Origin of the sequence: Gottschalkia acidurici 9a (genome assembly GCF_000299355.1) — a bacterium.
Taxonomy (GTDB): domain Bacteria; phylum Bacillota; class Clostridia; order Tissierellales; family Gottschalkiaceae; genus Gottschalkia; species Gottschalkia acidurici.
Genome location: NC_018664.1, coordinates 1,632,317 through 1,658,920 on the forward strand (window position 1 = coordinate 1,632,317; position 26,604 = coordinate 1,658,920).

At 30.7% G+C, this 26,604-nt stretch carries 26 protein-coding genes and 1 pseudogene; all 27 read right to left on the bottom strand.

Annotated elements, in window-relative coordinates:
* Nucleotides 1–22 precede the first annotated feature (22 nt).
* The 27 genes and pseudogenes from pnp to CURI_RS07875 all read right to left on the bottom strand — a co-directional run bounded on the left by pnp (nt 23) and on the right by CURI_RS07875 (nt 26,589).
* Entirely contained in the window at nt 23–2,122 is a 2,100-nt protein-coding gene (gene pnp / locus CURI_RS07755) for a polyribonucleotide nucleotidyltransferase (protein ID WP_014967695.1), read from the bottom strand.
* 121 nt (nt 2,123–2,243) lie between these two features.
* Nucleotides 2,244–2,513 carry a 30S ribosomal protein S15 gene (gene rpsO, locus CURI_RS07760; protein ID WP_014967696.1) on the bottom strand — a complete coding sequence of 90 codons (270 nt, stop codon included), beginning with the start codon at nt 2,511–2,513 and terminating at the stop codon, nt 2,244–2,246.
* 131 nt (nt 2,514–2,644) lie between these two features.
* Nucleotides 2,645–3,553: a bifunctional riboflavin kinase/FAD synthetase gene (locus tag CURI_RS07765; RefSeq protein WP_014967697.1), complete on the bottom strand. Its 909-nt coding sequence runs from the start codon at nt 3,551–3,553 to the stop codon at nt 2,645–2,647.
* The gene (gene truB / locus CURI_RS07770; protein ID WP_014967698.1) at nt 3,537–4,457 is read right to left on the bottom strand and encodes a tRNA pseudouridine(55) synthase TruB; all 921 of its coding nucleotides are present in this window, start codon (nt 4,455–4,457) and stop codon (nt 3,537–3,539) included. Before truB ends, CURI_RS07765 begins: the two co-directional genes overlap by 17 nt.
* Before the next feature lie 5 nt (nt 4,458–4,462).
* The gene (locus tag CURI_RS07775; RefSeq protein ID WP_014967699.1) at nt 4,463–5,443 is read right to left on the bottom strand and encodes a DHH family phosphoesterase; all 981 of its coding nucleotides are present in this window, start codon (nt 5,441–5,443) and stop codon (nt 4,463–4,465) included.
* A gap of 2 nt (nt 5,444–5,445) precedes the next feature.
* Complete coding sequence (gene rbfA, locus CURI_RS07780) at nt 5,446–5,808, bottom strand: 30S ribosome-binding factor RbfA (RefSeq protein ID WP_014967700.1); 363 nt, start codon at nt 5,806–5,808, stop codon at nt 5,446–5,448.
* Nucleotides 5,809–5,820: 12 nt separating this feature from the next.
* Entirely contained in the window at nt 5,821–7,776 is a 1,956-nt protein-coding gene (gene infB, locus CURI_RS07785; protein WP_041701666.1) for a translation initiation factor IF-2, read from the bottom strand.
* Nucleotides 7,777–7,816: 40 nt separating this feature from the next.
* On the bottom strand, nt 7,817–8,017 hold the full coding sequence (locus CURI_RS16545; protein ID WP_081580479.1) for a L7Ae/L30e/S12e/Gadd45 family ribosomal protein: 201 nt from the start codon (nt 8,015–8,017) through the stop codon (nt 7,817–7,819).
* 96 nt (nt 8,018–8,113) lie between these two features.
* Nucleotides 8,114–8,383, bottom strand: a complete 270-nt coding sequence (gene rnpM / locus CURI_RS07790) for an RNase P modulator RnpM (RefSeq protein ID WP_014967702.1) — start codon at nt 8,381–8,383, stop codon at nt 8,114–8,116.
* A gap of 15 nt (nt 8,384–8,398) precedes the next feature.
* Nucleotides 8,399–9,478, bottom strand: a complete 1,080-nt coding sequence (gene nusA, locus CURI_RS07795; protein WP_014967703.1) for a transcription termination factor NusA — start codon at nt 9,476–9,478, stop codon at nt 8,399–8,401.
* 17 nt (nt 9,479–9,495) lie between these two features.
* Nucleotides 9,496–9,960, bottom strand: coding sequence for a ribosome maturation factor RimP (rimP, locus tag CURI_RS07800; RefSeq protein WP_014967704.1), 465 nt, complete (start codon nt 9,958–9,960; stop codon nt 9,496–9,498).
* A gap of 157 nt (nt 9,961–10,117) precedes the next feature.
* On the bottom strand, nt 10,118–10,615 hold the full coding sequence (locus CURI_RS16465) for a helix-hairpin-helix domain-containing protein (protein WP_228370405.1): 498 nt from the start codon (nt 10,613–10,615) through the stop codon (nt 10,118–10,120).
* 66 nt (nt 10,616–10,681) lie between these two features.
* On the bottom strand, nt 10,682–14,326 hold the full coding sequence (locus CURI_RS07805) for a PolC-type DNA polymerase III (protein ID WP_338028483.1): 3,645 nt from the start codon (nt 14,324–14,326) through the stop codon (nt 10,682–10,684).
* A gap of 143 nt (nt 14,327–14,469) precedes the next feature.
* A complete protein-coding gene (locus tag CURI_RS07810) occupies nt 14,470–15,126 on the bottom strand; it encodes an MgtC/SapB family protein (protein WP_014967705.1) in 657 nt (218 codons plus the stop codon).
* 7 nt (nt 15,127–15,133) lie between these two features.
* The gene (locus tag CURI_RS07815; RefSeq protein ID WP_014967706.1) at nt 15,134–15,769 is read right to left on the bottom strand and encodes a glycosyltransferase family 2 protein; all 636 of its coding nucleotides are present in this window, start codon (nt 15,767–15,769) and stop codon (nt 15,134–15,136) included.
* A gap of 26 nt (nt 15,770–15,795) precedes the next feature.
* Nucleotides 15,796–16,841, bottom strand: a pseudogene (gene ispG / locus CURI_RS07820) (flavodoxin-dependent (E)-4-hydroxy-3-methylbut-2-enyl-diphosphate synthase).
* A gap of 9 nt (nt 16,842–16,850) precedes the next feature.
* Nucleotides 16,851–17,882: an RIP metalloprotease RseP gene (rseP, locus tag CURI_RS07825; RefSeq protein WP_014967708.1), complete on the bottom strand. Its 1,032-nt coding sequence runs from the start codon at nt 17,880–17,882 to the stop codon at nt 16,851–16,853.
* Nucleotides 17,879–19,042 carry a 1-deoxy-D-xylulose-5-phosphate reductoisomerase gene (locus CURI_RS07830; RefSeq protein WP_014967709.1) on the bottom strand — a complete coding sequence of 388 codons (1,164 nt, stop codon included), beginning with the start codon at nt 19,040–19,042 and terminating at the stop codon, nt 17,879–17,881. The genes rseP and CURI_RS07830 overlap by 4 nt, the downstream gene beginning before the upstream one ends.
* A 34-nt stretch (nt 19,043–19,076) precedes the next feature.
* Nucleotides 19,077–19,844 (bottom strand): phosphatidate cytidylyltransferase, encoded by a 768-nt coding sequence (locus CURI_RS07835; protein WP_014967710.1) that lies wholly within the window; start codon nt 19,842–19,844, stop codon nt 19,077–19,079.
* A 10-nt stretch (nt 19,845–19,854) separates the two neighbouring features.
* Complete coding sequence (locus CURI_RS07840; protein WP_014967711.1) at nt 19,855–20,616, bottom strand: isoprenyl transferase; 762 nt, start codon at nt 20,614–20,616, stop codon at nt 19,855–19,857.
* Nucleotides 20,617–20,881: 265 nt separating this feature from the next.
* Nucleotides 20,882–21,439, bottom strand: coding sequence for a ribosome recycling factor (frr, locus tag CURI_RS07845; RefSeq protein ID WP_014967712.1), 558 nt, complete (start codon nt 21,437–21,439; stop codon nt 20,882–20,884).
* 3 nt (nt 21,440–21,442) lie between these two features.
* A complete protein-coding gene (pyrH, locus tag CURI_RS07850; protein WP_014967713.1) occupies nt 21,443–22,159 on the bottom strand; it encodes a UMP kinase in 717 nt (238 codons plus the stop codon).
* Between the two features lie 102 nt (nt 22,160–22,261).
* The gene (tsf, locus tag CURI_RS07855; RefSeq protein ID WP_014967714.1) at nt 22,262–22,909 is read right to left on the bottom strand and encodes a translation elongation factor Ts; all 648 of its coding nucleotides are present in this window, start codon (nt 22,907–22,909) and stop codon (nt 22,262–22,264) included.
* A gap of 85 nt (nt 22,910–22,994) precedes the next feature.
* Nucleotides 22,995–23,693: a 30S ribosomal protein S2 gene (gene rpsB, locus CURI_RS07860; RefSeq protein WP_014967715.1), complete on the bottom strand. Its 699-nt coding sequence runs from the start codon at nt 23,691–23,693 to the stop codon at nt 22,995–22,997.
* 136 nt (nt 23,694–23,829) lie between these two features.
* Entirely contained in the window at nt 23,830–24,282 is a 453-nt protein-coding gene (locus CURI_RS07865) for a DUF6115 domain-containing protein (RefSeq protein WP_014967716.1), read from the bottom strand.
* A 95-nt stretch (nt 24,283–24,377) separates the two neighbouring features.
* Nucleotides 24,378–24,698: a hypothetical protein gene (locus tag CURI_RS07870; protein ID WP_041701669.1), complete on the bottom strand. Its 321-nt coding sequence runs from the start codon at nt 24,696–24,698 to the stop codon at nt 24,378–24,380.
* 25 nt (nt 24,699–24,723) lie between these two features.
* Complete coding sequence (locus CURI_RS07875) at nt 24,724–26,589, bottom strand: FapA family protein (RefSeq protein WP_014967718.1); 1,866 nt, start codon at nt 26,587–26,589, stop codon at nt 24,724–24,726.
* Nucleotides 26,590–26,604 lie beyond the last annotated feature (15 nt).

Consider the following 26,604-nt stretch of genomic DNA (forward strand, 5'->3'; position numbering starts at 1 on the left):
TAAACCTTTTTTGGCTCATGTCCTATTCTTTAGTTTCTTCTTCAGGAAGTGCATCTTTTCTAGATAAGTTTATTCTTCCTTGTTTGTCTATTTCTGTTACCTTTACTAATATTTCATCTCCTACAGATAGTACATCTTCTACTTTGTTTACTCTTTCTCTAGCTATATTAGAAATATGAACTAATCCTTCTTTTCCATTTAATATTTCAACAAATGCTCCAAAGTTCATCAATCTTGTGACTTTTCCCAAGTATATTTGGCCTACTTCTACATCTTTAATTATTTGTTCTATCATTTCCATTGCTTTTTGTCCTAATTCAATGTTTTCAGATGCAATAACTACACTTCCATCGTCTTCTATGTCTATTTTAACCCCAGTTTCATCTATTATTTTATTAATTACCTTTCCACCAGGTCCTATTATGTCTCTTATTTTATCTGGATTTACTGTCATAGTAAGTATCCTTGGTGCATAAGGTGATAAATCATTCTTTGGCTCAGAAATCACACTATTCATCTTATCAAGTATATACAATCTACCTTCCTTTGCCTTGCTTAAAGCTTCTTCCAGTATATTTCTATCTATTCCTGCAACTTTTATATCCATCTGAATAGCAGTTATTCCTTTTTCAGTACCTGCAACTTTGAAGTCCATATCACCCAGGAAATCTTCCATTCCTTGTATATCAGAAAGTATTGCTACTTTATCTTCTTCCTTCATAAGTCCCATAGCTATACCTGCAACTGGTGAAGTTATAGGTACTCCAGCATCTAATAAAGCTAATGTACTTCCACAAACGCTGGCTTGAGAACTTGAACCATTTGAACTTAAAACTTCTGACACTAGTCTTATAGTATATGGAAACTTATCTACGGTAGGAATCACTGGCTCTAATGCTCTTTCAGCTAATGCTCCATGTCCTATTTCTCTTCTTCCTGGTCCTCTTAAGAATCTAGCTTCTCCAACACTATATGGCGGAAAATTATAATGATGCATGTATCTTTTTGACTCTTCTTCCCCTAAACCATCTATTATTTGAACATCACTTGCAGCTCCTAATGTTGCTACTGTAAGGACTTGTGTCTGACCTCTAGTGAATAATCCTGAACCATGGGTCCTAGGTAAAAGCCCAACATCACAAGTAATAGGTCTTATTTCATCAGTTTTTCTATTATCAGGTCTTACTCCTTCTTCCACTATAAGTCTTCTAACTTCTTCTTTAGTAATATTACCTATAGTTTCTTTTATATCTTTTAGTATTTTTTCATTTTCCGGATATTTTTCAGTAAAGTATCCTATGACTTCTTCTTTTACCTTATCCATATTTTCTTGTCTTTCTTGCTTATCAAAAGTTTGAATAGCTTTAGTCATCTTCTCAGTAGCGTATTCTCTAATTTCTTTGTCTATTTCTTCATCTACTTTGAATACTACATATTCTTTCTTTTCTTTACCTACTTCCGCCTTTATTTCATTTATAAATCTGCATATTTTTATTTCTTCATGAGCGGTCATTATAGCTTCTAACATAACAGATTCATCTATTTCATTTGCTCCAGCTTCAACCATCATAACAGCATCTTCTGTTCCTGATACAATTAAACTTAATTCACTTTTTTCTCGTTGACTACAATCAGGATTTATTATAATTTCTCCATCTATTAATCCTATTGATACCGATCCTGTTGGCCCATCAAATGGAATATCTGATATAGTTAGAGCAATTGATGATCCTATCATAGATGCTATATCAGGAGCACAGTTCTGATCTACAGATAATACTGTTGATATCACTTGTACATCATTTCTATATCCATCTGGAAATAATGGTCTTATAGGTCTATCAATTAATCTTGAAGTTAGTATAGACTTTTCACTAGGCTTTCCTTCTCTTTTAATAAATCCTCCCGGAATTTTACCTACTGCATATAATTTTTCTTCATAATCTACACTTAGTGGAAAAAAATCGATTCCTTCCTTCGGCTCTTTAGAAGCAACTGCAGTAACAAGAACTACTGTATCTTCATATCTTACTAAGCAAGAACCATTTGCTTGTTCAGCTAACTTACCTACAGTAACACTAAGCTTTTTGTTGGCTAGTGTATACTCAAATGTTCTTTCCATGTTATACCTCCATAACGTTTTGCTTTTGCTTATTGTGTTCTATTATATTATTGCCTCTTTTTTAAAAAATCCTTTAATATAATATTTGGATAAATTAATAGAGCGGGGTATCCCGCTCTTATTAACGTCTTAATCCAAGTCTTTCTATTAAACTACGATATCTTTCAATATCAGTTTTTTGTAGATAATTTTGAAGACCTCTTCTTTGTCCAACCATTTTTAATAATCCTCTTCTTGAATGATGATCTTTTTTATGACTTTTTAAGTGATCATTTAACTTATTTATTCTGTGTGTTAATATAGCAATTTGAACTTCTGGAGAACCAGTATCTCCTTCGTGCATTTTATAATCTTCAATAATCGCTGCTTTTTCTTCTTTACTTAAATTCATTTTTCTTCCTCCTCAATTTTTAGTTCACCTTATACCAAGTATATAGTCGAGGCATCAATAAACTTAGGGTAAGGTAATAATCTACAAACCATATTGTACCATACGCATAACTGTTTGTAAATACTTAATTATTACCTAGATACAACCTTATGTATATCTGATTTAACCTGATATACCAAATCTTCTATACTTTTAAATTTCTTTTCTTCTCTAATAAATTCCAAAAATTCTATTTCTATATTCTCATTATATATATTTTTATCAAAATTTATTATATGTGTTTCTATGCTAAACCCAACATCATTAAAAGTTGGATTTGATCCTACGTTAGTTATACTTTTATAAGTTAAGCCATTATAATTAATATTAGTTCTATATACACCATGCTTTGGTGGAATATAATCAATCTCACATTTTAAATTTGCCGTTGCAAATCCTAGTTTTTTACCTCTTCCTTTTCCTGTTATAACTGTTCCTCTTACACAGTACGGTCTTCCGAGCATCTCATTAGCTTCCTGTACTTTGCCTTCTTTTATTAAATTTCTTATTACAGTACTGCTAACTATACAATCATTTCTTATTACAGGTGGTATGATTTTTACTTCAAATCCATACTTTTCAGACATTCTTATTAAAGTATCCTTATCACCTTTAGCCTTATATCCAAATTTAAAATTAAAACCTATTACTACTAAATTCGCATTTAGCTTTTCAATTATTATAGTCTTAATAAACTCTTCAGGAGACATTTCCATAAAATTTTTATCAAAATTAACCATATATAAGGTTTCTATACCTAGATTTTCTAATAAGTTTTCTTTTTGACTTTTACTCATTATAAAGTTATTAATTGTACCTAGCTTAAATTGATTAAAATTATCATCAAAAGTAAAAATACTAGGAGATAATTTTCTGTCTTTTGCCATGGATACCATTGATTCTATTAATTTTTGATGACCTAAGTGGATTCCATCAAAGTTACCTAGTGCTACAGCTGTTTTAGAGCTTAGTTTTTCATTTTTATCAGCTATTATCTTCATTAATTATCACCTTTATAGTAATACTTTCTGCATTTTTTAAATATGAATGATCATCTAGTTCTATAATAGTTCCAATTCCAATAAAAATTTCTCCACAATATATTCTAAACAATTCCTCTTTATTTCTCTGTATATTATTATTAAGCTTTACTTTTAGGCCATTTTTAATGGCTTGAAAGTACTCTTCATTAAGAACTATATCTCTATACTGTAATAAAGCTGTATCTATAGGCATTAAGATATCTTCAAGTGTATTATTTTCTTTAAAGTTTATAATTTCTTCTAAAGTATACGCATCTTTTATACTAAAGTTCCCGACTTTGGTTCGGATTAAAAACGACATATGACCTAGGGTTCCTAGTTGTTCACCTATATCATTGCAAAGTGTTCTAACATATGTTCCTTTAGAGCACTCTACGTCAAACAATATCTTTTTATTATCGTAGTTTCTGATTATATCTAAGCTATATATTTTAACTCGTCTTTTTTCTCTCTCTATTGTTTTTCCTTCTCTTGCAAGCTCATATAGTTTAATACCATTACGCTTTACTGCAGAATACATAGGTGGAATTTGATCTATATCTCCCTTAAACTTATCAAACACATTTACTATTTCTTCTTCTGTAACTTCTATATTACTATTTTCGAGTATGACTCCATATTTGTCCTGAGTATCTGTGCTATATCCTAAAGTCAATTGACCTCTATATGTTTTATTAAAGTCATTGAAATACTCTGCAACCCTAGTCGCTTTTCCTATACAAATAGGAAGCACACCAGCTGCATTAGGATCTAAAGTACCAGTGTGCCCAACTTTCTTCATATTAAAAGTCTTTCTTATAAAGCTAACTACATCATGTGAGGTCATACCAGAAGGTTTTAGTACATTAATTATACCTTTCATTTAAATCACCTAAATGCTTTAATTATTTCTCTTTTTATTTGCTCTTTAGCCTCTGAAAGATTACTATATATAGTGCACCCTGCTGCTTTAGCATGTCCTCCACCGTTAAACTTCAATGCTACTTTAGATACATCTATATTTTGTTTCGATCTTAAACTAGCTTTTACAGTTCTTTCATCTATCTCTCTCAGACTACATGCAACTTGTATTGTATCTATGTCCCTAATAAAATTTACTATTATCTCTGCATCTTGAGATTTAGCTTTACAGGCATCTAAAATTTCTTTACTTATCGATACTATTCCTACTTTATTATCTTCATAAAGCTCTAGATTTTTGATACCTTCCATTAAGAGCATAGTTTTCTCTATACTTCTATTTTGATATAACTCTATATTAATCATTTCTAAATCTATATGTTTATCTAAAAGCTTTGAAACTATTAAGTGAGTTTTGGAACTAGTATTAGTATACTTGAAGCTACCAGTATCTGTTGACATTGATACATATATACAAGTAGCTATGTCCTTCGATATGTCATAGTTCATACTCTTAATCAAATCATATACAACTTCACCAGTAGAACTTGCTTTACTATCTATAAAATTTATATTACCAAATTGAGTATTAGTAACATGATGATCTATATTTACTGTATATTTTATACTATTTAATATACTTTCGTCTATGCCTAATCTATCTGTACTTGCGCAATCTAGTGTTATTAGTAAATCGATTTTATTATATTCAATATCTGTTTTTATCAAACTCATATTAGGCATAAACTTTAGATTCGATGGTATTTCATCGTTGATAACTATATTAACGTTCTTCCCATCGCCCATGTTTTCTATAATAAATGTAGCTAAAGCTAAAACTGACCCTACACTGTCACCATCTGGGTTAACATGTGACATCAGGCATATATTTTCACTTGAATTTATCTTTGCTTTAAATAGATCTAATTCTTCAAATATAGCTTCCATATCTAAACACTACCTTCATCATCTTCTTTTAGATCACTTAATATTTTAGATATTTTTATACCGTATTCTATAGAGTTATCTAATATGAATAATGGTTCTGGTGTATATCTTAGGTTTATATTCTTACCTATTTCTTTTCTTATATATCCACTTGCAGATTGAAGCCCCTTTATAGTTTCTGTTCCACTTTTTTCATCTCCAAGAACACTAATATAAATATTAGCATATCTTAGATCTCTCGTAACCTCGACTTTAGTTATGCTAGTCATCGAAGACACTCTTGGATCTTTGAGTCCACTTCTGATGATATTACTTACTAGTTTTTTTATTTCCTCCGAGATTCTTCCCAGTCTTTTCGAGCTCATATAATCCACCTCTTATCTTTTTACTTCTTCTAGAGTATAAGCCTCTATTATGTCTCCTTCTTTTAAATCATTATATCCTTCAATTCCTAATCCACCCTCATAGTTGTGGTTTATCTCTTTTACATCATCTTTAAATCTTTTTAATGATGAAATATCACCTTCGTGAATAACCACATTGTCTCTTAGAAGTCTTACTTTACTGTTTCTTGTTACTTTTCCTTGTAATACATATATACCCGCTATAGTACTTCCAGGAACTTTGAATGTTGCTCTTACTTCCGCACGTCCTTGAACTACCTCTTTATATTCTGGATCCAACATTCCATCTATAGCAGCTTTTATATCTTCTATTGCATTATATATTACTCGATAAGTTCTTACATCTACTTCTTCTACCTTAGCCACTTCTAAAGCACTATTAGTAGGTCTTACATTAAATCCTATAACTATAGCATTAGATGCTGAGGCTAACATTATATCAGTTTCAGTTATAGCTCCTACGCCACCATGAATTGGATTTACCTTTACTTCATCTGTACTTAATTTTTCTAAAGACTGCTTAACTGCTTCTACAGCACCTTTTACATCTGCTTTTATAATTACATTTAAGTCCTTTACTTCACCTTGTTGTATTTTTTCAAATAAATCATCTAGTGAAACTTTATGAAATGCTTTTACTTGATCATCTTTTTGCTTTATTCTACTTCTTTCAGCTATTTGCTTAGCTTTCTTATCATCTTCAACCATATATAGTATTTCACCTGAATTTGGTGTTTCAGATAGTCCTAAAATTTCTACTGGAGTTGATGGACCTGCTTTCTTTATTCTTTTTCCTTTATCATCTATCATTGCTCTTATACGTCCACTTGCAGTTCCCGATACTACAGCGTCTCCTATAGAAAGAGTACCTTTCTGTATTAATAAAGTTGCGACTGGTCCTCTACCTTTATCTAAGTTAGATTCTATTATAGTTCCCACAGCTTTTCTATTAGGATTTGCTTTAAGTTCTTGCATTTCAGCAACTAAAAGTACCATCTCTAAAAGTTCATCTATACCGTCACCTTTTAAAGCAGATACTGGAACAAATATAGTGTCTCCACCCCAATCTTCTGCCATTAAACCATGCTCCATTAATTCTTGCTTTACTCTATCTGGATTAGCTTCATATTTATCCATTTTATTTATTGCAACTATTATAGGTACTCCTGCTGCTCTTGCATGATTTAAAGCTTCTACAGTTTGTGGCATTACCCCATCATCAGCAGCTACTACTAAGATAGCTATATCTGTAATTTGAGCACCTCTTGCTCTCATAGATGTAAAAGCTTCGTGTCCTGGCGTATCTAAAAACACTATTTTTTTACCTTCAATATTTACAGTATAAGCACCTATATGTTGAGTTATTCCACCAGCTTCTTTTTTAGTTACACTCGTTTCACGAATTCTATCCAATAATGAAGTTTTTCCATGGTCAACGTGTCCCATAACTGTAACCACAGGCGATCTTTCTTCTAAATCTTCTGGCACATCTTCATAATCTAATTCTTCTGCCAAGATTTCCTCTAAAGTTTCCTCTGTAACTTCATTTTTAACTAGTGTAAAACCATATTCATCTGCAATTAAACTTGCTGTATCGAAATCTATATCCTGATTTAAGCTTGCCATTATTCCTAAAGTTATAAGCTTACTTATAACTTTAGCCGATGGAACATTCATTTTTTCAGCTAACTCTTTTACCTGTATAGTCTCTTCTATTTGTATAGTATTCTCATTTATTTCATTTTCTAAACTTTCTTCTTTATTCTTACTTCCTTCAGACAACAATTCTCTTAAAAGTTCCGCCTCGTCATTTTCTAATGTACTCATATGACTTCCTATTTTTAAATCCAACTCTTCTATTTTTTCCATTAACTCTTTACTAGTTAGTTTTAGCTCTTTAGCTAATTCATATACTCTTATTTTAGTCAAAATATACACCCCCATTTAATTTTATAGGTGATACGTCTAATCAGACTATTTTATCTATTATATTTACAATAGCTTCTGAAAACGAAAGGTCTGTAATCGATATTATAGACGATAGGCCTTTTCCGACAGCATTTCCTAATTCTTCTTTCTTACCAATTATAACATACTTTATATTACTTTTTTTACATAGGCTTATTATTCTATCTGTAGTATTTTCCGAAGCATCGGATGCTAGTATAATTAATTTACACTTTTTCTTTTAATAGTTTGTATACATCCTGTCTCACCTATTACTATATAGCCTGCTTTTTTGCCAATACCTATCATTGAGTAAAGCTTATTTATCATCTTTTATTTCCTCTAAGAGTTGATCATAAATCTCTCCAGGAATCTCTATCTCTAAGGCTCTATTAAGACGCTTATTTATTCTAGCCTTCTCAAAGCATTCTGCGTCATTACAAATGTAAGCACCTCTACCATTAACTTTTCCTGTTAAGTCTACTTTTATCTCATTTTCTTTATTTTTTACTACTCTTATTAGTTCTTTTTTAGGTTTACTTTCATTACATCCTACACATTTTCTAAGGGGTATTTTTCTCTTTTTCACTAATAACACCCTTTCTTAATTTTCTATATTATCTATTAACTCTTCGTCACTATGTATCTCAGAGTTGTATTGACTTTCACTTTTTATATCTATTTTCCAATTTGTTAATTTAGCTGCAAGTCTTGCATTTTGTCCCTCTTTACCTATAGCTAAAGATAGTTGATAGTCTGGAACTACTACTAATGCTGACTTTTCTTTTTCATCTACTTCTACTTTTACAACTTTAGCAGGACTAAGACTATTCTGAATGAACTCTTTAATATCCTTATCCCAAGTTATTATATCTATTTTTTCTCCATATAGCTCATCTACTATAGCTTTTACTCTAGCTCCTTTAAACCCTACACAAGCACCAACTGGATCTACATTTTCATCATTAGAGTACACAGCTATTTTTGTTCTTGAACCTGCCTCTCTTGATATATTATATATATCAACTATACCTTCTTGTATTTCGGGAACTTCTAGTTCAAATAGTCTTTTAACAAGACCTGGATGTGTTCTTGATAGTAATATTTGTGGTCCTTTAGTAGTCTTTTTAACTTCTAGTATATAGGACTTTATTCTATCTCCTTGGTTATATTCTTCACCCTGAATTTGTTCACTTGGTGCTAATATACCTTCTGTTTTGCCTAAGTCTATTAATATATTATTTTTACTAGCCCTTTGAACTATTCCTGTGATGATTTCATTTTCTCTATTTATAAATTCATCAAAAACTATTTCCCTCTCAGCCTCTTTGATTTTTTGCATAACTACTTGTTTAGCAGTCTGAGCTGCAATTCTTCCAAAATTTCTAGGAGTTATTTCTACTCTTACTATATCTTCTAGTTCATAGTTAGCATCTAGTTTTTTAGCTTCTTCTATGCTTATATCTAATAATTCATCTTCCACAATTTCTACTACATTTTTCTTAGCATATAATTTTACATCCCCTGTTTCTTTATTTACATCTACTTCTACATTTTGAGAAGATCCAAAGTTTTTTTTATATCCTGAAATAAGAGCAGCCTCTAACGCTTCAAATATTAATTCTTTAGATATTCCTTTTTCTTTTTCTATTTCTTCAAGAGCCTCTATGAATTCGGCTTTCATCTCACTTGACCTCCCAATTAAAATTTAATAGCTAAGTTTATTTTGGACGCAATACTTTTTTCTATATTTATTTTTTCTAGATTTTCATCTTCTATATATATATTCTTATCATCAAAATCTAATAGTTTTCCAACAATCTTTTTACTCCCATTTAAAGAACTGTAAAGACTTATCTCTATGTCTTTTCCTATATTTCTTTTAAAGTCTTTTTCATTTTTTAAAGGCCTATCTAGTCCTGGAGAAGATACCTCTAAAAAATAATTTTCTTCTATTGGATCTTTTTCATCTAGCTTTTCACTTATCATTTCACTTGCCTTTTGACAGTCATCTAAATTTATACCACCTGGCTTATCTATATATATTCTTAAATACATATTAGGGCCTTCCTTTATGTATTCAATATCTACCAATTCAAATTGAAGCTCATCTGTTATTGGTTCTACCATTTCTAATGCTAATTTTTCTATGCTATTTTTTTTCATCAGTTCACCTCCAACTATACACTTGCTATTTTTCCATAAAGAACATTATTTATTCTTTATATGGTAATAAAATAAATCAAGAGTGGGTAAATCCCACTCCTCTCCAAAAAATTTTTATTTATAATTAAATCTAGCTTATCACATTATACTGAAAAAATCAAATACTAAATAGCGTTAGTTGATTACTTTCCGGAATGTTTTCTAAGCATCCGTGTACTCTGAGTGCTTCAACAACAGTTTTTGTTACCTTTGCTCTATTAACCAAGTCTTCTATAGATAAGAATTCTCCCTTTTTTCTTTCCTGTGATATATTTCTTGCAGCATTTTCTCCAACACCATCTAATGACTTTAGTGGAGGTAATATTCCATCACCATCAACTATGAATTTGTCGCTATCTGATCTATAAAGATCCACTCTCTTCAAGTTATATCCTCTAGCATACATTTCAAGTGCTACTTCTAATACAGTTAATAGGTTTTTTTCTTTAGCTGTTTTACTATTCCCTAGATCCTCCAATTCTTTTATTTTATCTTTTACTACTTCTTTCCCTTTTACTATTAGCTCAGAGTCAAAGTCTATAGCTTTAGTAGTGAAGTATGTAGCATAAAAAGCTTCTGGATAATAGACCTTAAAATAAGCTATTCTAAAAGACATAGTTACATACGCTACTGCATGTGCTTTAGGGAACATGTACTTTATTTTTTTACATGACTCTATATACTATTCTGGAATATTATTTTCTCTCATATACTTCTCATCATCCTCAGATAATCCTCTACCTTTCCTTACATTCTCCATAATTTTAAAAGATACTTTTTTATCTAGACCGTTGTATATAAGATAGAGCATAATATCATCTCTAGTACATATTACTTCAGATAATTTTGCTACCCCGTCCCTTACTAAATCTTGAGCATTGTTTATCCATACATCTGTTCCATGAGAAAGCCCACTTATTCTAACTAGTTCAGCAAATGTTGTTGGTTTAGTGTCTATAAGCATTTGTCTTACAAACTTAGTTCCGAATTCAGGTATACCTAAAGTTCCTACTTCGGAATTTATATCCTCTTTAGTTATTCCAAGAGATTCTGTATTAGTGAATATTTGCATAGTTTTTGGTTCATCTAGAGGTATGGTTTGAACATCTACCCCTGTTATATCTTCGAGCATTCTTATTATACTGGGAACATCGTGACCCAATATATCTAGTTTCAATATCCTACCACTTATAGAGTTGTAATCAAAATGTGTTGTTATTATTCCTGAACTTGAATCATCCGCTGGATGTTGTATAGGAGTAAAATCATATATTTCTTTATAGTTTGGAACTACCATTATCCCTCCAGGATGCTGCCCAGATGTTCTTTTTATACCGGTACATCCCTTTACCAATCTACTTGTTTCTGCATGATTAACATTTTCTTCTTTTTCATCAAAATACTTTTTAACAAAACCATATGCAGTTTTATCTGCAATAGTACCTATGGTTCCTGCTCTAAATACATATCCTTCTCCAAATAATTCTTCCGTATATTGATGAGCTACTGGCTGGTATTCCCCTGCAAAGTTTAAGTCTATATCTGGCTCTTTATCAGCCTCAAAACCTAAAAATACTTCAAACGGAATATCATGGCCATCTTTTTTATAGGTAGTGCCACAGTCTGGACAGTCCTTGTCTTTTAAGTCTGCTCCCGAACCAACTGATCCATCCGTAATAAATTCGCTTTTTTTACACTTAGGACACACATAATGTGGTGGAAGTGGATTAACTTCTGTAATACTACTCATAGTTGCAGCAAACGAAGAACCTACTGAACCTCTAGATCCTACCAAGTATCCATCACTTAATGATTTTGCAACTAGCTTTTGTGCAATTATATACATAACTGCATATCCATTCTTTATTATTGAAGTTACCTCTCTATCTAGTCTTGTCTTTACTAACTCTGGTAAAGGATCTCCATATATGCTAGTAGCTTTTTCATAATTCATTTCTCTTAATTCCTCTTCTGCTCCTTCTATGACTGGTGGATATGTGCCGTTTGGAATAGGAATTATTTCATCGATCATATCTGCTACTAAGTTTGTGTTCTTAATCACAACTTCTCTAGCCTTATCTTCTCCTAAGTAGTTAAACTCTTCTAACATTTCACCTGTAGTTTTTAAATATAGAGGTGCCTGATTATCTGCATCTGAAAAGCCTTGACCGCCCATTAATATTCTTCTATACACTTCATCTTGAGGATCTAAAAAGTGAACATCTCCAGTTGCTACTACAATTTTATTTAACTCTTCTCCAAGTTCCACTATCTTTTTATTTATTTCTCTTAGTTCATCGTAGTCTTTAACTATTTCTTTTCTTACTAAGAAGTCATTGTTTTCTATAGGTTGTATTTCTAAAAAGTCATAAAATGAAGCTATATCTCTTATTTCATTAGAGTCTTTATTATTAAGTATTGATTTATATAGCTCTCCTGCTTCACAAGCTGAGCCTATAATTAAATCCTCCCTATGCTTACTTAGCAAAGACTTTAACATTCTTGGTCTTCTATAAAAATAGTTTAGGTGAGATTCCGATATGATTTTATATAAGCTTTTAAGGCCTTTTTCGTTTTTAGCAAATATAATTATATGCGAAGTTTCTTCTGATTTAAAATTTATATTTTTTGATGAATATAAATTTATTTCTTCTATATTAGATACACCGCTCTCTTGTAATATTTCTATACATTTAAGAAATATTAAGGCAGTAGCGTTTGAGTCGTCTACTGCTCTATGGTGATTTTCTAGACTTATATTTAAATGCTTGGATATTGTATTTAGCTTATGATTCTTTAAGTCGGGAAACAAAACTCTCGATAAAGATAAAGTGTCTAATATAGTATTATCCATATTTATATTTAGTCTTTCACAATTTGTTTTTATGAAATTTGTATCAAACGATGCATTATGGGCAACTAAAACACTATCTCCTATGAAATTTATAAAGTCATTCATAATATCTTCTATAAATGGTTCATTTTTTACCATTTCATCAGTTATCCCTGTTAATTTCGTTATTTTTTCTGGTATAGGAACTTGTGGATTTATAAGTTGACTATAAGTGTCTATTATTTCTCCGTTTTTAATTTTAACTGCTCCTATTTCCGTAATTCTATCCTTTTTGCTAGAAAGTCCAGTAGTTTCTATATCAAATACTGTATATTCACATTCTATATCTCTATTTTTTAAATTAGTAACTATTTGCTTACTATCATTAACCAAATATCCTTCTACACCATATAAAACTTTTATCCCATATTTCTGCGCCGCATCCATAGCCTCAGGAAAACCTTGAACTACACCATGATCTGTTATGGCTATTGCTTTATGTCCCCATTCTGATGCTTTTTTAGCTAGTTCAGAGAAGTTACACATACCATCCATAGAGCTCATTTTAGTATGACAATGTAATTCTACTCTCTTTTCCACTGAATTATCTTTTCTTTCTTCCTTATGAGCTTTTTCTAAACCTTTAAGCATCATTATTACTTGTCTAGAATAATTGTCATATATTATATCTCCAGAGACTCTTACATATAATCCTTCTTTTAGATTTTCATCTAAAGCTTCTTGTGTATTTTTATTTGCAAATACTTTTATAGTTATGGAGTTAGAGTAATCTGTTAAATTAAATGTGTAAAGCTTTCTATCTCCTTTTATTTCTTTTGTCTCTACATCAAATATTTCACCTTTTAATATTGCTATACCAGTATTTATATCTACTTGAGATATTTTCATTAGTTCACCTTCCATTTTATTACCATATAACATATTGGGTCTACGTGAACTACTTCTTGTCTTATAGCTCTCTTTTTTAGGTTTTGGATAAGTTTCTTTGTTGCTATTACTTGAACTATCGTTTTTAATATTTACTGTGTTTATTTCTTTTAGTAATATAGCCTCTTCTTTTGCTTTCATTTCATTATAATCACTTATCGTTGTAGTTAAACTTTTTTCATATTTAAAATTAACATTAATATTTAAGTCTAATTCATCTTTAAATTTCTGAACTATCTGTTTTTGCATTTTTCTTTTATTTAAAGCATATAAAGCTACTTCATTATTAATAAAAAATACAATATTATTTTTTTCTATAGTCCAATTCATTTCGTCTATCCAAGCAGTACTTGAAGGAATTTCTTTCTTTATAATAAATATAATATTTGACATATAATTTTCAATGAATTTTTCTAAATTTTTATCCTGCAAATTATATTTTATATATATATTTATATGATTAAATTTATTAAAAATTTTATTTAAATCCATAGTAAGCTTATCTAGTTCTTCTTGATTTATTATTTCGTCTGAACTTAATATCATTTTAAGATTTTTTTTATCTGTATTTAAATAAATTTTTATCTATATTCATCTTTAATATCTTATCGTTGTTTATTTCTAATTCTATATCCTTAGCAAACTCATATAAACTTTTTTTAGCTGAAGTCATATCTAAAACCTTCTTTCTATCTTTTAGATACTTTCATAACCCCATCTTGAGATACGATTTTGTTTATAAGGTCATCTTTCACTCCATAATTAGGTAGTTTTAAATCCATATCTAAAGTTATTAAATCTCCACTATCATCTTCACTAAACTCTATTTTTTTTATACTTATTTTCATATCTTCTATAATTTTATATATATTTTTTATTTGTTCCAATTTATTTGTAACAATTATGCTAATTATTAGATTGTTGCTTTTCTTCATTATATTTTCTTCTATCTTTTTAAAAAGTATCAATGTAATTAATACCATTAGTGTTGCAGCTATTCCACCTAGATAAAAACCTGATCCGATCGCTAGTCCTATGCATGCAACTGCCCATAATCCGGCAGCAGTCGTAAGCCCTTGTACTGAATTACCTTGCATTATTATAGTTCCTGCACCTAAAAAGCCTATTCCACTAATCACCTGAGCTCCTAGTCTATCCACCTGAACATTAGGATATATTCTTGCTAAATGTATTGATGTTAACATAACTAGCGTAGATCCTATACATACTAATATATGAGTTCTAATACCTGCTGGTCGTCTTAATTTTTCTCTTTCTATTCCTATACATCCCGACAACACAACAGATAGTAGAAGTCTTATTATTATTTGCTGTGATGAAAGCATACTTTAACTATCTCCTTGCTTTAAAAGTTTTTATTACCTCCCAGTACATTCTCATTCGTTCTGTGAATCCCTTAACCACACCAAATTTCTCCTCTTTCATCATATGTGTCAGCTTTTCAAGAGGAATCCTCTTAGAATTTATATTATTCTCTTTTACATATTTAGTTACTGCAGCTTCTACGCCGTACCTAGTCATTTCTATATCTGAAATATTATCTATTATATATCTTCTTATTGCCCTTTGACCGGATAAGTAAGGAGTAACTTTTTGAGCAAAGTCAGTTGATAATCTGCCTTTGTTGAATAACCCTATAGTCATATCTACTTCTCCTTCTATAACAGGTAGAAGCAAGTCCTCTATATGTTTAGTATTTAGTCCTATAAGATCAGCATCTAATAAAAGTATAATCTCTGAAATACACTTATCAACCCCTTCTTTAAGTGCTCCTCCTTTACCTAAATTTTCCGATAGGTCTACTACTTTTACGTTATAGCTTTTTGCTATCTCTACGGTTCTATCTGTAGATCCATCACTCACTACTATGATATCGTCTATTATTTTTACCTTCTTAATCTCACTTAATACATCTCCTATTGTCTTTTCCTCATTGTAAGCTGGTACAATAGCCGTAATGGAGTACATACCTAACTCCTCCTTATAATTTTAGCCTATAGTTTATCTATCTCAGATAATAGTTCCTTTACTATATCTTTTTCATTTACCTTTTTTATAATTTTCCTTTTTTAAATATAAGAGCACAACCTACTCCACCTGCTATACCTATATCAGCCTCTTTGGCTTCTCCTGGGCCATTTACCGCACATCCCATTATAGCAACCTTAATAGATTTAGGAATATTCTCAAGTGCTTTCTCTATTTTATTTGCTAACTCTATCAAGTCTATTTGCGTTCTTCCACAAGTAGGACATGATATAATCTCAACTCTATCCTTGAGTAAACCTAATGTTCTAAGTATTTGTTTTCCTACTTTAACTTCTTCAATAGGATCCCCAGTTAGTGAAACCCTCAAAGTATCTCCTATTCCCATTAATAGTAATGCACCTATTCCTATAGATGATTTGATAGTTCCTCCCCATATAGTTCCTGCTTCTGTTATTCCTATGTGAAGTGGATAGTCAATTTCTTCAGATATTTTCCTATATGACTTTACTGTTAGATCTACATCCGTGGTTTTCAAGGAAACTTTTATATTAGTATAATCTAAGTCTTCTAATATCTTTATATGTTCCATAGCACTATATATCATAGACTCACAGTTAACGCCACCAAACCTTTGAAGTACTTCTTTACTGATAGATCCAGAGTTTACGCCTATTCTAATCGGTATGTTTTTCTCTTTACATGACTTTACTACCTCTTGAACCCTTTCTCTATCTCCAATGTTCCCCGGGTTAATTCTTAGTCCATCTATACCATTCTTAACAGACTCTAAAGCTAGCCTGTAGTCAAAATGTATATCTGCTATTAATGGAATATGTGTTTGTTTTTTTATCTCACTTATAGCCTTTGCTGCTTCCACATCTAAAACTGCTAGTCTAACTAAGTCGCACCCTACATTTTCTAAGTCTCTTATTTGATTGACAGTAGATTTTATATCTCTAGTATCCGTATTAGTCATAGATTGAACCGTTATAGGAGCACCTCTTCCTATACGTACGTTGCCACATATAATTTCTTTAGTTATTTTTCTCAAACTTCTCACCTACCTAAATAGTCCAGCGATTTTATTTAAAATATTAAATTTAACTATGTCATTATAAGCTACCACTATCATTAAAAGTATTAGTAGTATAAATCCTATCATGTGTATAAATCCTTCTTTATTAGGATCTACAGGCTTTCCTCTTAATAGCTCTATAAATAAGAATACTATTCTACTTCCATCTAACGCTGGGATAGGTAATAAGTTAAATAGTCCTAAGTTTATACTTATTAGGCCAGTAAAAAGTAACACATACATAAATCCATATTTAGATACTTCACCTACGGCATATACTATACCTACTGGTCCTGATACTTCATCTTTGTTAATATTTCCCTGGAAAATTCGACCTATAAACTCTAGCATCATTTTTATAGTTGATGCAAAGTTTTTTACTGATTCCTTTACTGCGCCTGTAAAACTCCTCTCTGTTCCTCTCTCTACACCTATTACTAATCTATTCTCTTTTTCAGCATTTACAGGCTCAATATTAAAGGTTTTCTCTTTTTCATTTCTTAATACGGTTATTTTTATATTTTTATCTCCTGATTTATCAATTTCCTCTATGACATTGTCCCAACTTTTTATTTCTTTATTATTAATGTTTATTATTTTATCTCCCTCTTTTAATCCCGCCTCTTGTGCTGGCATTCCTTCTGTAACTCCACTTATGGTAGTTGTTGGTGTTCCTATTGTATAAGCATGTATAAAGAAAACTACTAAAGCAAGTATAAAGTTCATAATAGCTCCTGCCGATACTATAGCAATTCTAGTTCCAATTGGTTGCTTTCCAAAACCTCTCTCGCTATCTGAATCCTCATCTTCTCCTTCCATCTTTACGAATCCACCTATAGGAAGTAATCTCAATGTATAGTCTGTCTCACCTTTTTTAAAACTTAAAATTTTAGGTCCCATACCTATAGCAAATTCATGTACCAATACTCCCGATAGTTTAGCCACTATGAAATGTCCAAACTCATGCACTAATACTACTATGAAAAATACAAAGATTGTGAAAATAGCTGTCTTCAATTAAATACACCTCCGTTTTTCAAATAAGTGTTTGCTCTTTCTCTTGACCATTTATCAACATCTATTATATCATCTAAACTAGGATTTATTATGTTTTTATGTAAAGACATAACCTGTTCTATTAATAGAGGTATATCTAAAAATCTTATTTCACCTTTTAAAAATAATTCTACAGCTATTTCATTAGCAGCATTTAGCACAGTCGGTAGTGTTCCCCCTTCTTTCATTGCTCTTATTGCTAATTCTAAACAAGGGAATACTTCTTTATTTGGTGGTTCAAATGTCAATTCTTTTTGATTAAGTAAGTTTAGCTTTTCTACATGACTATTGTATCTATCTGGATATGTTAACGCATATTGAATAGGAGTTCTCATATCAGGTGAGCCCATTTGCGCTATTACACTTCCATCTATAAACTCTACCATTGAATGAATTATACTTTGTGGATGTACTAGTACGTCTATTTTGTCTATATCCATATCAAATAACCACTTTGCTTCTATTACCTCTAATCCTTTATTCATAAGTGTAGCTGAATCTATAGTTATCTTCTTACCCATAGACCAATTAGGATGATTTAATGCGTCTTTGACTTCTACTTGCTCTAGATCTTTTTTTGTCTTTCCTCTAAATGGTCCTCCAGATGCAGTTAAAATTATTTTTTCTACCTCATCTTCTTTTCCACTTTTCAGACATTGAAATATAGCCGAATGTTCACTATCAACTGGTATCATTGAAACTTTTCTATTTTTAATTTCTCTCATAACTATTTCTCCGCCAGTCACGAGAGTCTCTTTATTAGCTAGAGCTATAGTTTTTCCTTGCTTTATAGCTTCTACTGTTGGTATAAGCCCTATCATTCCAACAACAGAGTTTAATAATATATCCGAGTCTTCTTCAGTTGAAACTTTTACAAGACCTTCTAGTCCATATTCCACCTTAATATTATATGGTCTTAACTTGTCTTTTAAAATTAAAGCCTGTTCTTTATCACCAACTGAAACTACTTTAGGTCTAAACTCTAAAGCTTGTTCTTCTAACATCTTTATGTTTTTATTTGTAGATAAAGATACTACTTCAAAATTTTTATTATTTCTGACAATGTCTAAAGCTTGTGTTCCTATAGATCCTGTGGATCCCATTATACTAATCTTTTTCAAACTATCACCTCAGTAGAATATATTTAATTTTAATTTACAGCATATACGTTATATAATAATAAACTATAGGAGTTACAAAGAGTATACTATCGAATCTATCTAAAACTCCACCGTGTCCTGGCATTAAATTTCCATAATCTTTGATACCAGAGGATCTTTTTATTGTAGATGCAGTCAGATCACCCATCTGAGCCATTATAGATAATATTATACTTAAAATAGAAATTCCTATAATGTTATCGATTCCAATTTTTCTTGAAAATATTATCATAACAACCAGTGTACCTATTATTCCTCCTATTGATCCTTCCACTGTCTTTTTAGGACTGATCTCAGGACATAACTTCTTTTTTCCTAAAGTCATTCCTGTAAAATATGCAAATGTATCAGTAGCAAAAGCCCCTATAAAAACTAACCATATATATACGTTATCGTTCAAAAGATACATATGATAAAAAAAGAAAGGTACATATAAGCCTCCAAATATAGTTATAGATATATCCTTTACATTATATTCACTTTTTAATACTAATAAGCATAGTGATATTATTAAATATAAAAATAATATAAATCCAAGTATATTATTTTTCGTGAAATTCAGTAAAAAAAGGCCTATTGCTAATGCATAATTTATCCAGCTTATAGGATTAATATTTTCAATTTTTCTTATTGCCTTATTAAATTCATATACTCCCACTAAGGATAGTAGTAATACACTTAGATCAAATATAATTCCACCATTCATAACTATCGTTATAAGTAAAGCTAAGCCAATTAGCCCAGATATAATTCTAGATTTCATTATTAATCACCTAAATTCCCCCATACCTTCTACTTCTATTTTGAAAATTAATTATTGACTTATAGAGATCTTCTCTTTTAAAGTCTGGCCATAGTGTATCTACAAAGTCTAGTTCTGAGTATGCTATTTGATATAGTAAGAAGTTACTAAGTCTTCGTTCTCCACTAGTCCTTATAAATAAATCTGGATCAGGTTGATTCTTCGTATATAGATATTCTTTAATAGTATTCTCATCTACTTTTTCAATATCTATTTTTTTATTTTGTAAATCTGAATACATATCTTTAAACGCTTTAGTTATTTCTTGTCTACTTCCATAATTGAGAGCTATATTTAAATTTAGTTTATCGTTATTTTTAGTCTTACTGGTAGCATTTTCTACTTCAATTTTTACTTTTTCTGATAATACACTCTGCTCTCCTATTATATTAACTTTTACACCATTTTTATGTAAGCTATCTATCTCTTTTCTTAAGTATTCTACTAATAGCCCCATTAAAGTATCCACTTCTTTCTTAGGTCTTTTCCAGTTTTCAGTCGAAAAAGTATACAAAGTAAGATATGGTATGTTTAGTTCTCTAGTTGCTTCTACTATGTCTCTTACCCTTTCTACACCTTCTATATGCCCTAAAGTTCTTGGTAGAAATCTTTTTTTAGCCCATCGTCCATTGCCATCCATGGTTATAGCTATATGTTTCGGTAGTTTTTCTTTATCAATTTTTTGTAATAATAAACCGACAGATTCCTTTTTTGAATTATTTGATATCTTCATTTCTTACCCTCCTTCGATCTGTATAACTTGAAAAACCCCTCCTAAATAAAGAAGGGGTTAGAAATAACCAATTATAATAGTTAGTTTATTTTCATGTTCTAAAGCTTTTAATATTCTAGCTTCTGTCAAGTTTTCTTGTTTTTCTTTATTCCAAGCCAAGGTTTCTTTTATTTCTATATTAAAGTCTATAGTGTTGTTTCTTTTTTATCAACTCTATTCCTTCTTTCAATGGTAATCCTAGTATATCTAGTTTTTCCAAGTGATTTTATACCTCCATAAGCTCTTTCTCTTTAGCTATAACCAATTTATCTATCTCATCCGTAGAGTTATCTGTTATTTTTTGTACCTGATCTTCAGCCTGTTTTCCTTCATCTTCTGTTATTTCATTTGATTTAACCATCTTCTTTATAGCATCATTTGCGTCTCTTCTTTGATTTCTTATAGCTATCTTAGAGTTCTCACCTATTTTTTTAACTACTTTAGTTAATTCTACTCTTCTTTCCTCAGTTAATTGAGGAATCATAAGTCTTAATATCTTTCCATCATTAGTGGGATTCAATCCTAAGTCTGATTTTAGTATAGACTTCTCAATCTCTCCTAGTATACTAGCATCCCACGGTTGGATTACTAACATTCTAGGTTCTGGTGCAGATATATTGGCTATTTGATTTAAAGGCGTTTGAGCTCCATAGTACTCTACAGTTATTCTATCTAGTAATGTAGGATTTGCTCTACCTGCTCTTACTCCAGATAATTCATCTGCACAAGAATTTATAGTCTTTTGCATTTTTTCTTTGATTTCTTCATGAATTTCTAACTTCATACTTTATTCCTCCTCTACTGTTGTTCCTATTTTTTCACCACTAACCACTTTTATAATATTGTCCGGATCATCTATTCCAAAAATGATTAGAGGAATTTTATTATCCATACAAAGTGAAGTCGCCGTAGAGTCCATGATTCCTAATCCTAAGTTTAAAATATCAATATATTTTAAGTGTTCGAACTTTTTAGCTTCTGAATTTATTTTAGGATCTGAATCATATATGCCATCTACACCTTTTTTCGCAAGCAAGATAACATCTGCCTCTATTTCAGCAGCCCTTAAAGCAGCTGTAGTATCTGTTGAAAAATATGGATTTCCTGAACCTGCAGCAAATATAACTACCCTATTTTTCTCAAGGTGTCTTATTGCTCTTCTTCTTATATATGGTTCTGCAATTTGTCTCATTTCTATTGCTGTTTGAACTCTAGTTATAACTCCTATTTGTTCTAGAGCATCCTGTAACCCTAAAGCATTCATTGTAGTTCCAAGCATACCCATATAGTCCGAAGTTGCTCTATCCATGTCTTTAGTACTTCTCCCTCTCCAGAAGTTTCCTCCACCTACAACAATGGCTACCTCTACATTCATTTCTTGGACTTTTTTAATTTGTTTAGAAATATTTAGCACAGTGTCCGTATCTATTCCAAACCCCTTTTCACCAGCTAATGCTTCCCCACTTAGTTTAAGTATTACTCTCTTATATTTAGGTTGACTCATTAAAACACTCCTAGCATGTATATTCTACATCATAGTTTAAAAATCCTTTATTTTAGTAATTTATTCAAATGGAGAACACTAAGTGTTCTCCATTTGAATAAATTAAATGTTCATTTGTTTTGCTACTTCTTCTGCGAAATTCTCTTCTTTCTTTTCTAGTCCTTCTCCAACTTCAAATCTAACAAATCTTCTTATTTTAATGTTTTCCCCTATTGTTGCAACTTTTTCAGCTAAAAGTTCATTTACAGTAACATCAGGATTTTTTATAAAAGGTTGCTCTAACAAACATATTTCTTTAACATATTTTTCTATTCTTCCTGTAACCATTTTTTCTGCAATATTTTCTGGTTTACCTTCATTTATAGCTTGTTGTTTTAATATCTCACTCTCTTTTTCTATTTCTTCAGTAGAAACTTCTTCTCTAGATACATATTTTGGATTAGAAGCAGCTATTTGCATTGCTAAATCTTTAACAAATTCTTTGAATCCTTCATTTTTAGCAACGAAGTCTGTCTCAGTATTAACTTCTAATAAAACTCCTATTCTACCACCATGTATATACGCTTCAACTATACCTTCCGAAGCTATTCTTCCCGCTTTTTTAGCTGCAGAAGCTAATCCTTTTTCTCTTAAAGCATCTATTGCCTTTTCAATATCACCATTAGTTTCTTCTAATATTTTTTTACAATCAAGCATTCCAGCGCCTGTTCTTTCTCTTAGCTCTTTTACCATTGAAGCTGTTATCGCCATCTATTTCTCCTCCTATATGCTTTTATTTAATTAAAAAGGTAAGAGCAGTAAGGGAATCTTTCCCTCTAAACCCTTACCTGTCTTTTTACTCTTCTATTTGTTGTCCTTGTTTACCTTCTAATACAGCATTAGCTATAGTTTCTGTAAGTAATTTTACCGCTCTGATAGCATCATCATTACCTGGTATTACATAGTCAACTTCATCTGGATCACAGTTAGTATCTACTATTCCTACTACTGGTATTCCTAGTATTTTTGCTTCTCTAACTGCAATTTTTTCTTTTCTTGGATCTACTACAAATAGAACATCTGGTATTCTTTTCATATTCTTAATACCACCTAAGAATTTCTCAAGTTTTTCAGCTTCATTTTTAAGCTTAATAACTTCTTTTTTAGGAAGCACTTCGAATATTCCTTTTTCTTCCATCTCTTCTAATTCTTGAAGTCTTTCGATTCTTTTTGTAATAGTCTTAAAGTTTGTTAGCATACCACCTAACCATCTTTGGCTTACATAATGCATTTCACTTCTTTTTGCTTCACTTTCGATAGATTCTTGTGCTTGTTTTTTAGTTCCAACAAACAGTATCTCTCCACCATCTAAAATAATGTCTCTTACAACATTATATGCATCTTCAACTTTCACAACTGTTTTTTGTAAGTCGATAATGTAGATTCCATTTCTTTCTGTAAAGATGTATTCCGCCATTTTAGGATTCCATCTTCTTGTTTGGTGTCCAAAATGAACACCTGCTTCTAATAAATTTTTCATACTAATTACTGACATTTTTTTGCACCTCCATAGTTTTTACCTCCACCCTCATCAACTTTTCAAGGGGCTTAAAGCACTTCCTTAAAAATCAAAGAGTGTGTGTAGTTTTACCTCTAGTATTGTACCACACCTATAATACTTTGGCAATGTTTTACTTGAAATTATTATTAACTTTTAGTATTGTTTCTACCTCTCTAATTCCTTTACCAAACCTTTTAGCTATTTCGCTTATATGTATTCCTTGTTTATGCATCTCTATGATCTTATCTGTTACATCTATATTTTTAGTTATAGTATTACTTTCTTGATGTAACTGAGTAGTGTTTTCATATGGTATTTTCTCAATACTATTACTAACGTATTCTTCCTCTATTTCTTTGTCTAATTTGTCATCTCGTTTTAGTTCGGAGTAGTTTATATTAGAGTCTTTTTTATCATAATATTTTTTAATATTCTCCATTTCTGTGCTTTTAGGTAAGGTAAATGTGGACTCTTTATTTTGATTGTTTTTATCATTTCCATCTATATTATCTAAATTGATAGTTATTAATACTATAGATACTATTATTATCACTATTCCAAAAGTAAGTAATAACATATTCATAATTATTTTATCCACAAATCAATAAGATTATATTTAAATCTGATTATATGGATTCATTCACCTCTTTCTTACTTTTGCATACCAAATATCCTGCTTTAGATCTTTATATCTATATTAGCACCCAATGTTGTATTTTTTGCTTTTTCTTCATCCTGTGAGGCCTTTGCTTTTCTATCTTTCTTTCCTTTATTTTCTCTTTTACCTTTTTCTTCATTCTCATCATTATTATTTATTTTACTCTTTTCTGTTTTTTCACTATCATTTACTTTTTTTAATTCATGCTCAAACTTTTTATTTTGTTCAGATATTTGATCCTGTAAAAGGAATTTTTGTTTATCTTGATTATTTTGCTCTATTCTTGAAATTTCTTGAGTCTTTGGAACTATGATTTTTAAATCAATAGGTCTTATACTCAAATAAATCACCCCGTTTTGAATGTTGTTAGTAAGCACCTATCCTAATTTGACCTTCTTGCTTATCCATGTATATTGTACATCTATTCATTTCTTCTTGGATAAGAGTACTACTATTTCCCATAATTACTCTTATTCCAGGATAGATTGTGTCTTCCACTTTTATTTCACCCATAGAGGCATTTTCTATTCTATTGTTTATATTTTGTAATTCTGCTTTTAAAATTTCCAGTTTTTGCTCTAATTGTAGTTTAGCTTTAATACTCTTATTTAACATTTCTTTTTTTTCTTCTGTTAATCCACCTTCTGTATTTAATCTCGTGAGATGCTTAACTATTTTATCAAATTTATCTATATCTATTTCTGTATTTTTTACAGCTGATTTTAAATTTTCTTGATCAATTCTTAATTTTGGATCTAATCCAACTTCCAATAATGTTGCTGTAGCCATATTAGAACCTATAATTTTAGCATCTATTTTCTTAGATGCTTTACATGATCCGCCAACTATAAGTCCTTTTCTACCTCCTACTATAACTGAGTTTCCACTAACTATTTCACTATGCATTATAGCCTCAGAGTGTATATCGCCTTCAGAGTAAAGCTTAGCATTTTCTATATATTTGCAAACTATATTCCCTTTAGCCTCTAATTCTGCAACATTATATCCTTGTACTCCTCTTTTTATAATTATATTTCCGTCACTCTTTATTACGGCACCTTCAACTACTCCATCTATTTCTATATTTCCTTTAGCAGTTACTTTGAATCCCGTAATAACATTACCTTTAATTTTTATACTTCCATTAAATTCAACATTTCCTGTTGAATTATCTACATCACTATTTATACTATATACATCGTGTACTACAACTTTACCATTTTCCAGGGTTACTTGACCATCAACCTGTGTTATTAGTTTAGTACCATCATCAGAGAGAACTATATTATTGCCATACTTCAACGTTTCCTCTTTCCCAACTTTATGTTTAATTACTCCTCCCAATACATCTACACCATCACTTCCTTGTGTAGGAAGTATCTTTTCCGCCAATATATCTCCTGCTGCTATATTAGATATTAGATTTAAATCTCTAAAATTTACGCTACCATCTTCTAGCACTTGAGGAGTGCTCTCTCTATTATCATTAAAATTATATTTTATATACCCGTCTACCCCATCTATTGGTAATTTGCCTTTGGCTATTAATATCTTATCATTATACTTTTTCCCATTTAAAGTTTGTCTAATAGCTTCCTCATCTATATCAACTTTTATTCTTTCTGTTACTATATTCATTACTTCTTGTAGCGAAAGATCTTTCCCTCCATAAGAAGGAGTAATTATCATATAACCCTCCATCTTATCATTTGATATCGCTATATCAACTTTAGAATCTATAACTTTCTCTTGTTGACTAGGTGCTATTTTAACTGGCTTACCTTCTGCATTGCTAACAATTTTTCTTATATCATCATAGTTTACTTCATCTATCTCTCTTCCTGCTACTTTTTCTATCACCGTTTCATAGCTTACTCTGATAATCTCTCCAGGATGAACTGTTAAGTATACCCCGTCACTCAAATAGGTTATATCGAATGATCCTATATCTTTGTCTATAAGATCTTCTTCATCTTCCCATATTTCTGATAAAGGCATTTCATTATCTTCTTTTTCTATTTTTACTTTAACTTCAAAACAATTATCCTTAGAGCAATCTTTAGCTTTCATTTTTATTTTATATTTTTTTATACTTATTCCGGCGATAGTTCTTCCTCTTTCTAGTATTTCTATATCTACCTGCTCAATTTTCTTATTAAGTTCCTCAAGACCTTCTTTTATCAACTTATCTTTATTTCTTCCCTCAAGAACGATAAAATTTTCATTAATCATAAAGCTATCCTCCTA

Coding starts and splice junctions, on each gene's coding strand:
- pnp (WP_014967695.1), bottom strand. CDS start 2,122: ATGGAAAGAACATTTGAGTATACACTAGCCAACAAAAAGCTTAGTGTT.
- rpsO (WP_014967696.1), bottom strand. CDS start 2,513: ATGAATTTAAGTAAAGAAGAAAAAGCAGCGATTATTGAAGATTATAAA.
- CURI_RS07765 (WP_014967697.1), bottom strand. CDS start 3,553: ATGAAGATAATAGCTGATAAAAATGAAAAACTAAGCTCTAAAACAGCT.
- truB (WP_014967698.1), bottom strand. CDS start 4,457: ATGAAAGGTATAATTAATGTACTAAAACCTTCTGGTATGACCTCACAT.
- CURI_RS07775 (WP_014967699.1), bottom strand. CDS start 5,443: ATGGAAGCTATATTTGAAGAATTAGATCTATTTAAAGCAAAGATAAAT.
- rbfA (WP_014967700.1), bottom strand. CDS start 5,808: ATGAGCTCGAAAAGACTGGGAAGAATCTCGGAGGAAATAAAAAAACTA.
- nusA (WP_014967703.1), bottom strand. CDS start 9,478: ATGAAAGCCGAATTCATAGAGGCTCTTGAAGAAATAGAAAAAGAAAAA.
- rimP (WP_014967704.1), bottom strand. CDS start 9,960: ATGAAAAAAAATAGCATAGAAAAATTAGCATTAGAAATGGTAGAACCA.
- CURI_RS16465 (WP_228370405.1), bottom strand. CDS start 10,615: ATGTCTTTTAGAATAGCTTATTTTAAGGTCTATTATCCAGAAGCTTTT.
- CURI_RS07805 (WP_338028483.1), bottom strand. CDS start 14,326: ATGATATTAAGTTCAGACGAAATAATAAATCAAGAAGAACTAGATAAG.
- CURI_RS07810 (WP_014967705.1), bottom strand. CDS start 15,126: ATGCTTTCATCACAGCAAATAATAATAAGACTTCTACTATCTGTTGTG.
- CURI_RS07815 (WP_014967706.1), bottom strand. CDS start 15,769: ATGTACTCCATTACGGCTATTGTACCAGCTTACAATGAGGAAAAGACA.
- CURI_RS07835 (WP_014967710.1), bottom strand. CDS start 19,844: ATGAAATCTAGAATTATATCTGGGCTAATTGGCTTAGCTTTACTTATA.
- CURI_RS07840 (WP_014967711.1), bottom strand. CDS start 20,616: ATGAAGATATCAAATAATTCAAAAAAGGAATCTGTCGGTTTATTATTA.
- frr (WP_014967712.1), bottom strand. CDS start 21,439: ATGAAGTTAGAAATTCATGAAGAAATCAAAGAAAAAATGCAAAAGACT.
- pyrH (WP_014967713.1), bottom strand. CDS start 22,159: ATGAGTCAACCTAAATATAAGAGAGTAATACTTAAACTAAGTGGGGAA.
- tsf (WP_014967714.1), bottom strand. CDS start 22,909: ATGGCGATAACAGCTTCAATGGTAAAAGAGCTAAGAGAAAGAACAGGC.
- rpsB (WP_014967715.1), bottom strand. CDS start 23,693: ATGTCAGTAATTAGTATGAAAAATTTATTAGAAGCAGGTGTTCATTTT.
- CURI_RS07865 (WP_014967716.1), bottom strand. CDS start 24,282: ATGAATATGTTATTACTTACTTTTGGAATAGTGATAATAATAGTATCT.
- CURI_RS07875 (WP_014967718.1), bottom strand. CDS start 26,589: ATGATTAATGAAAATTTTATCGTTCTTGAGGGAAGAAATAAAGATAAG.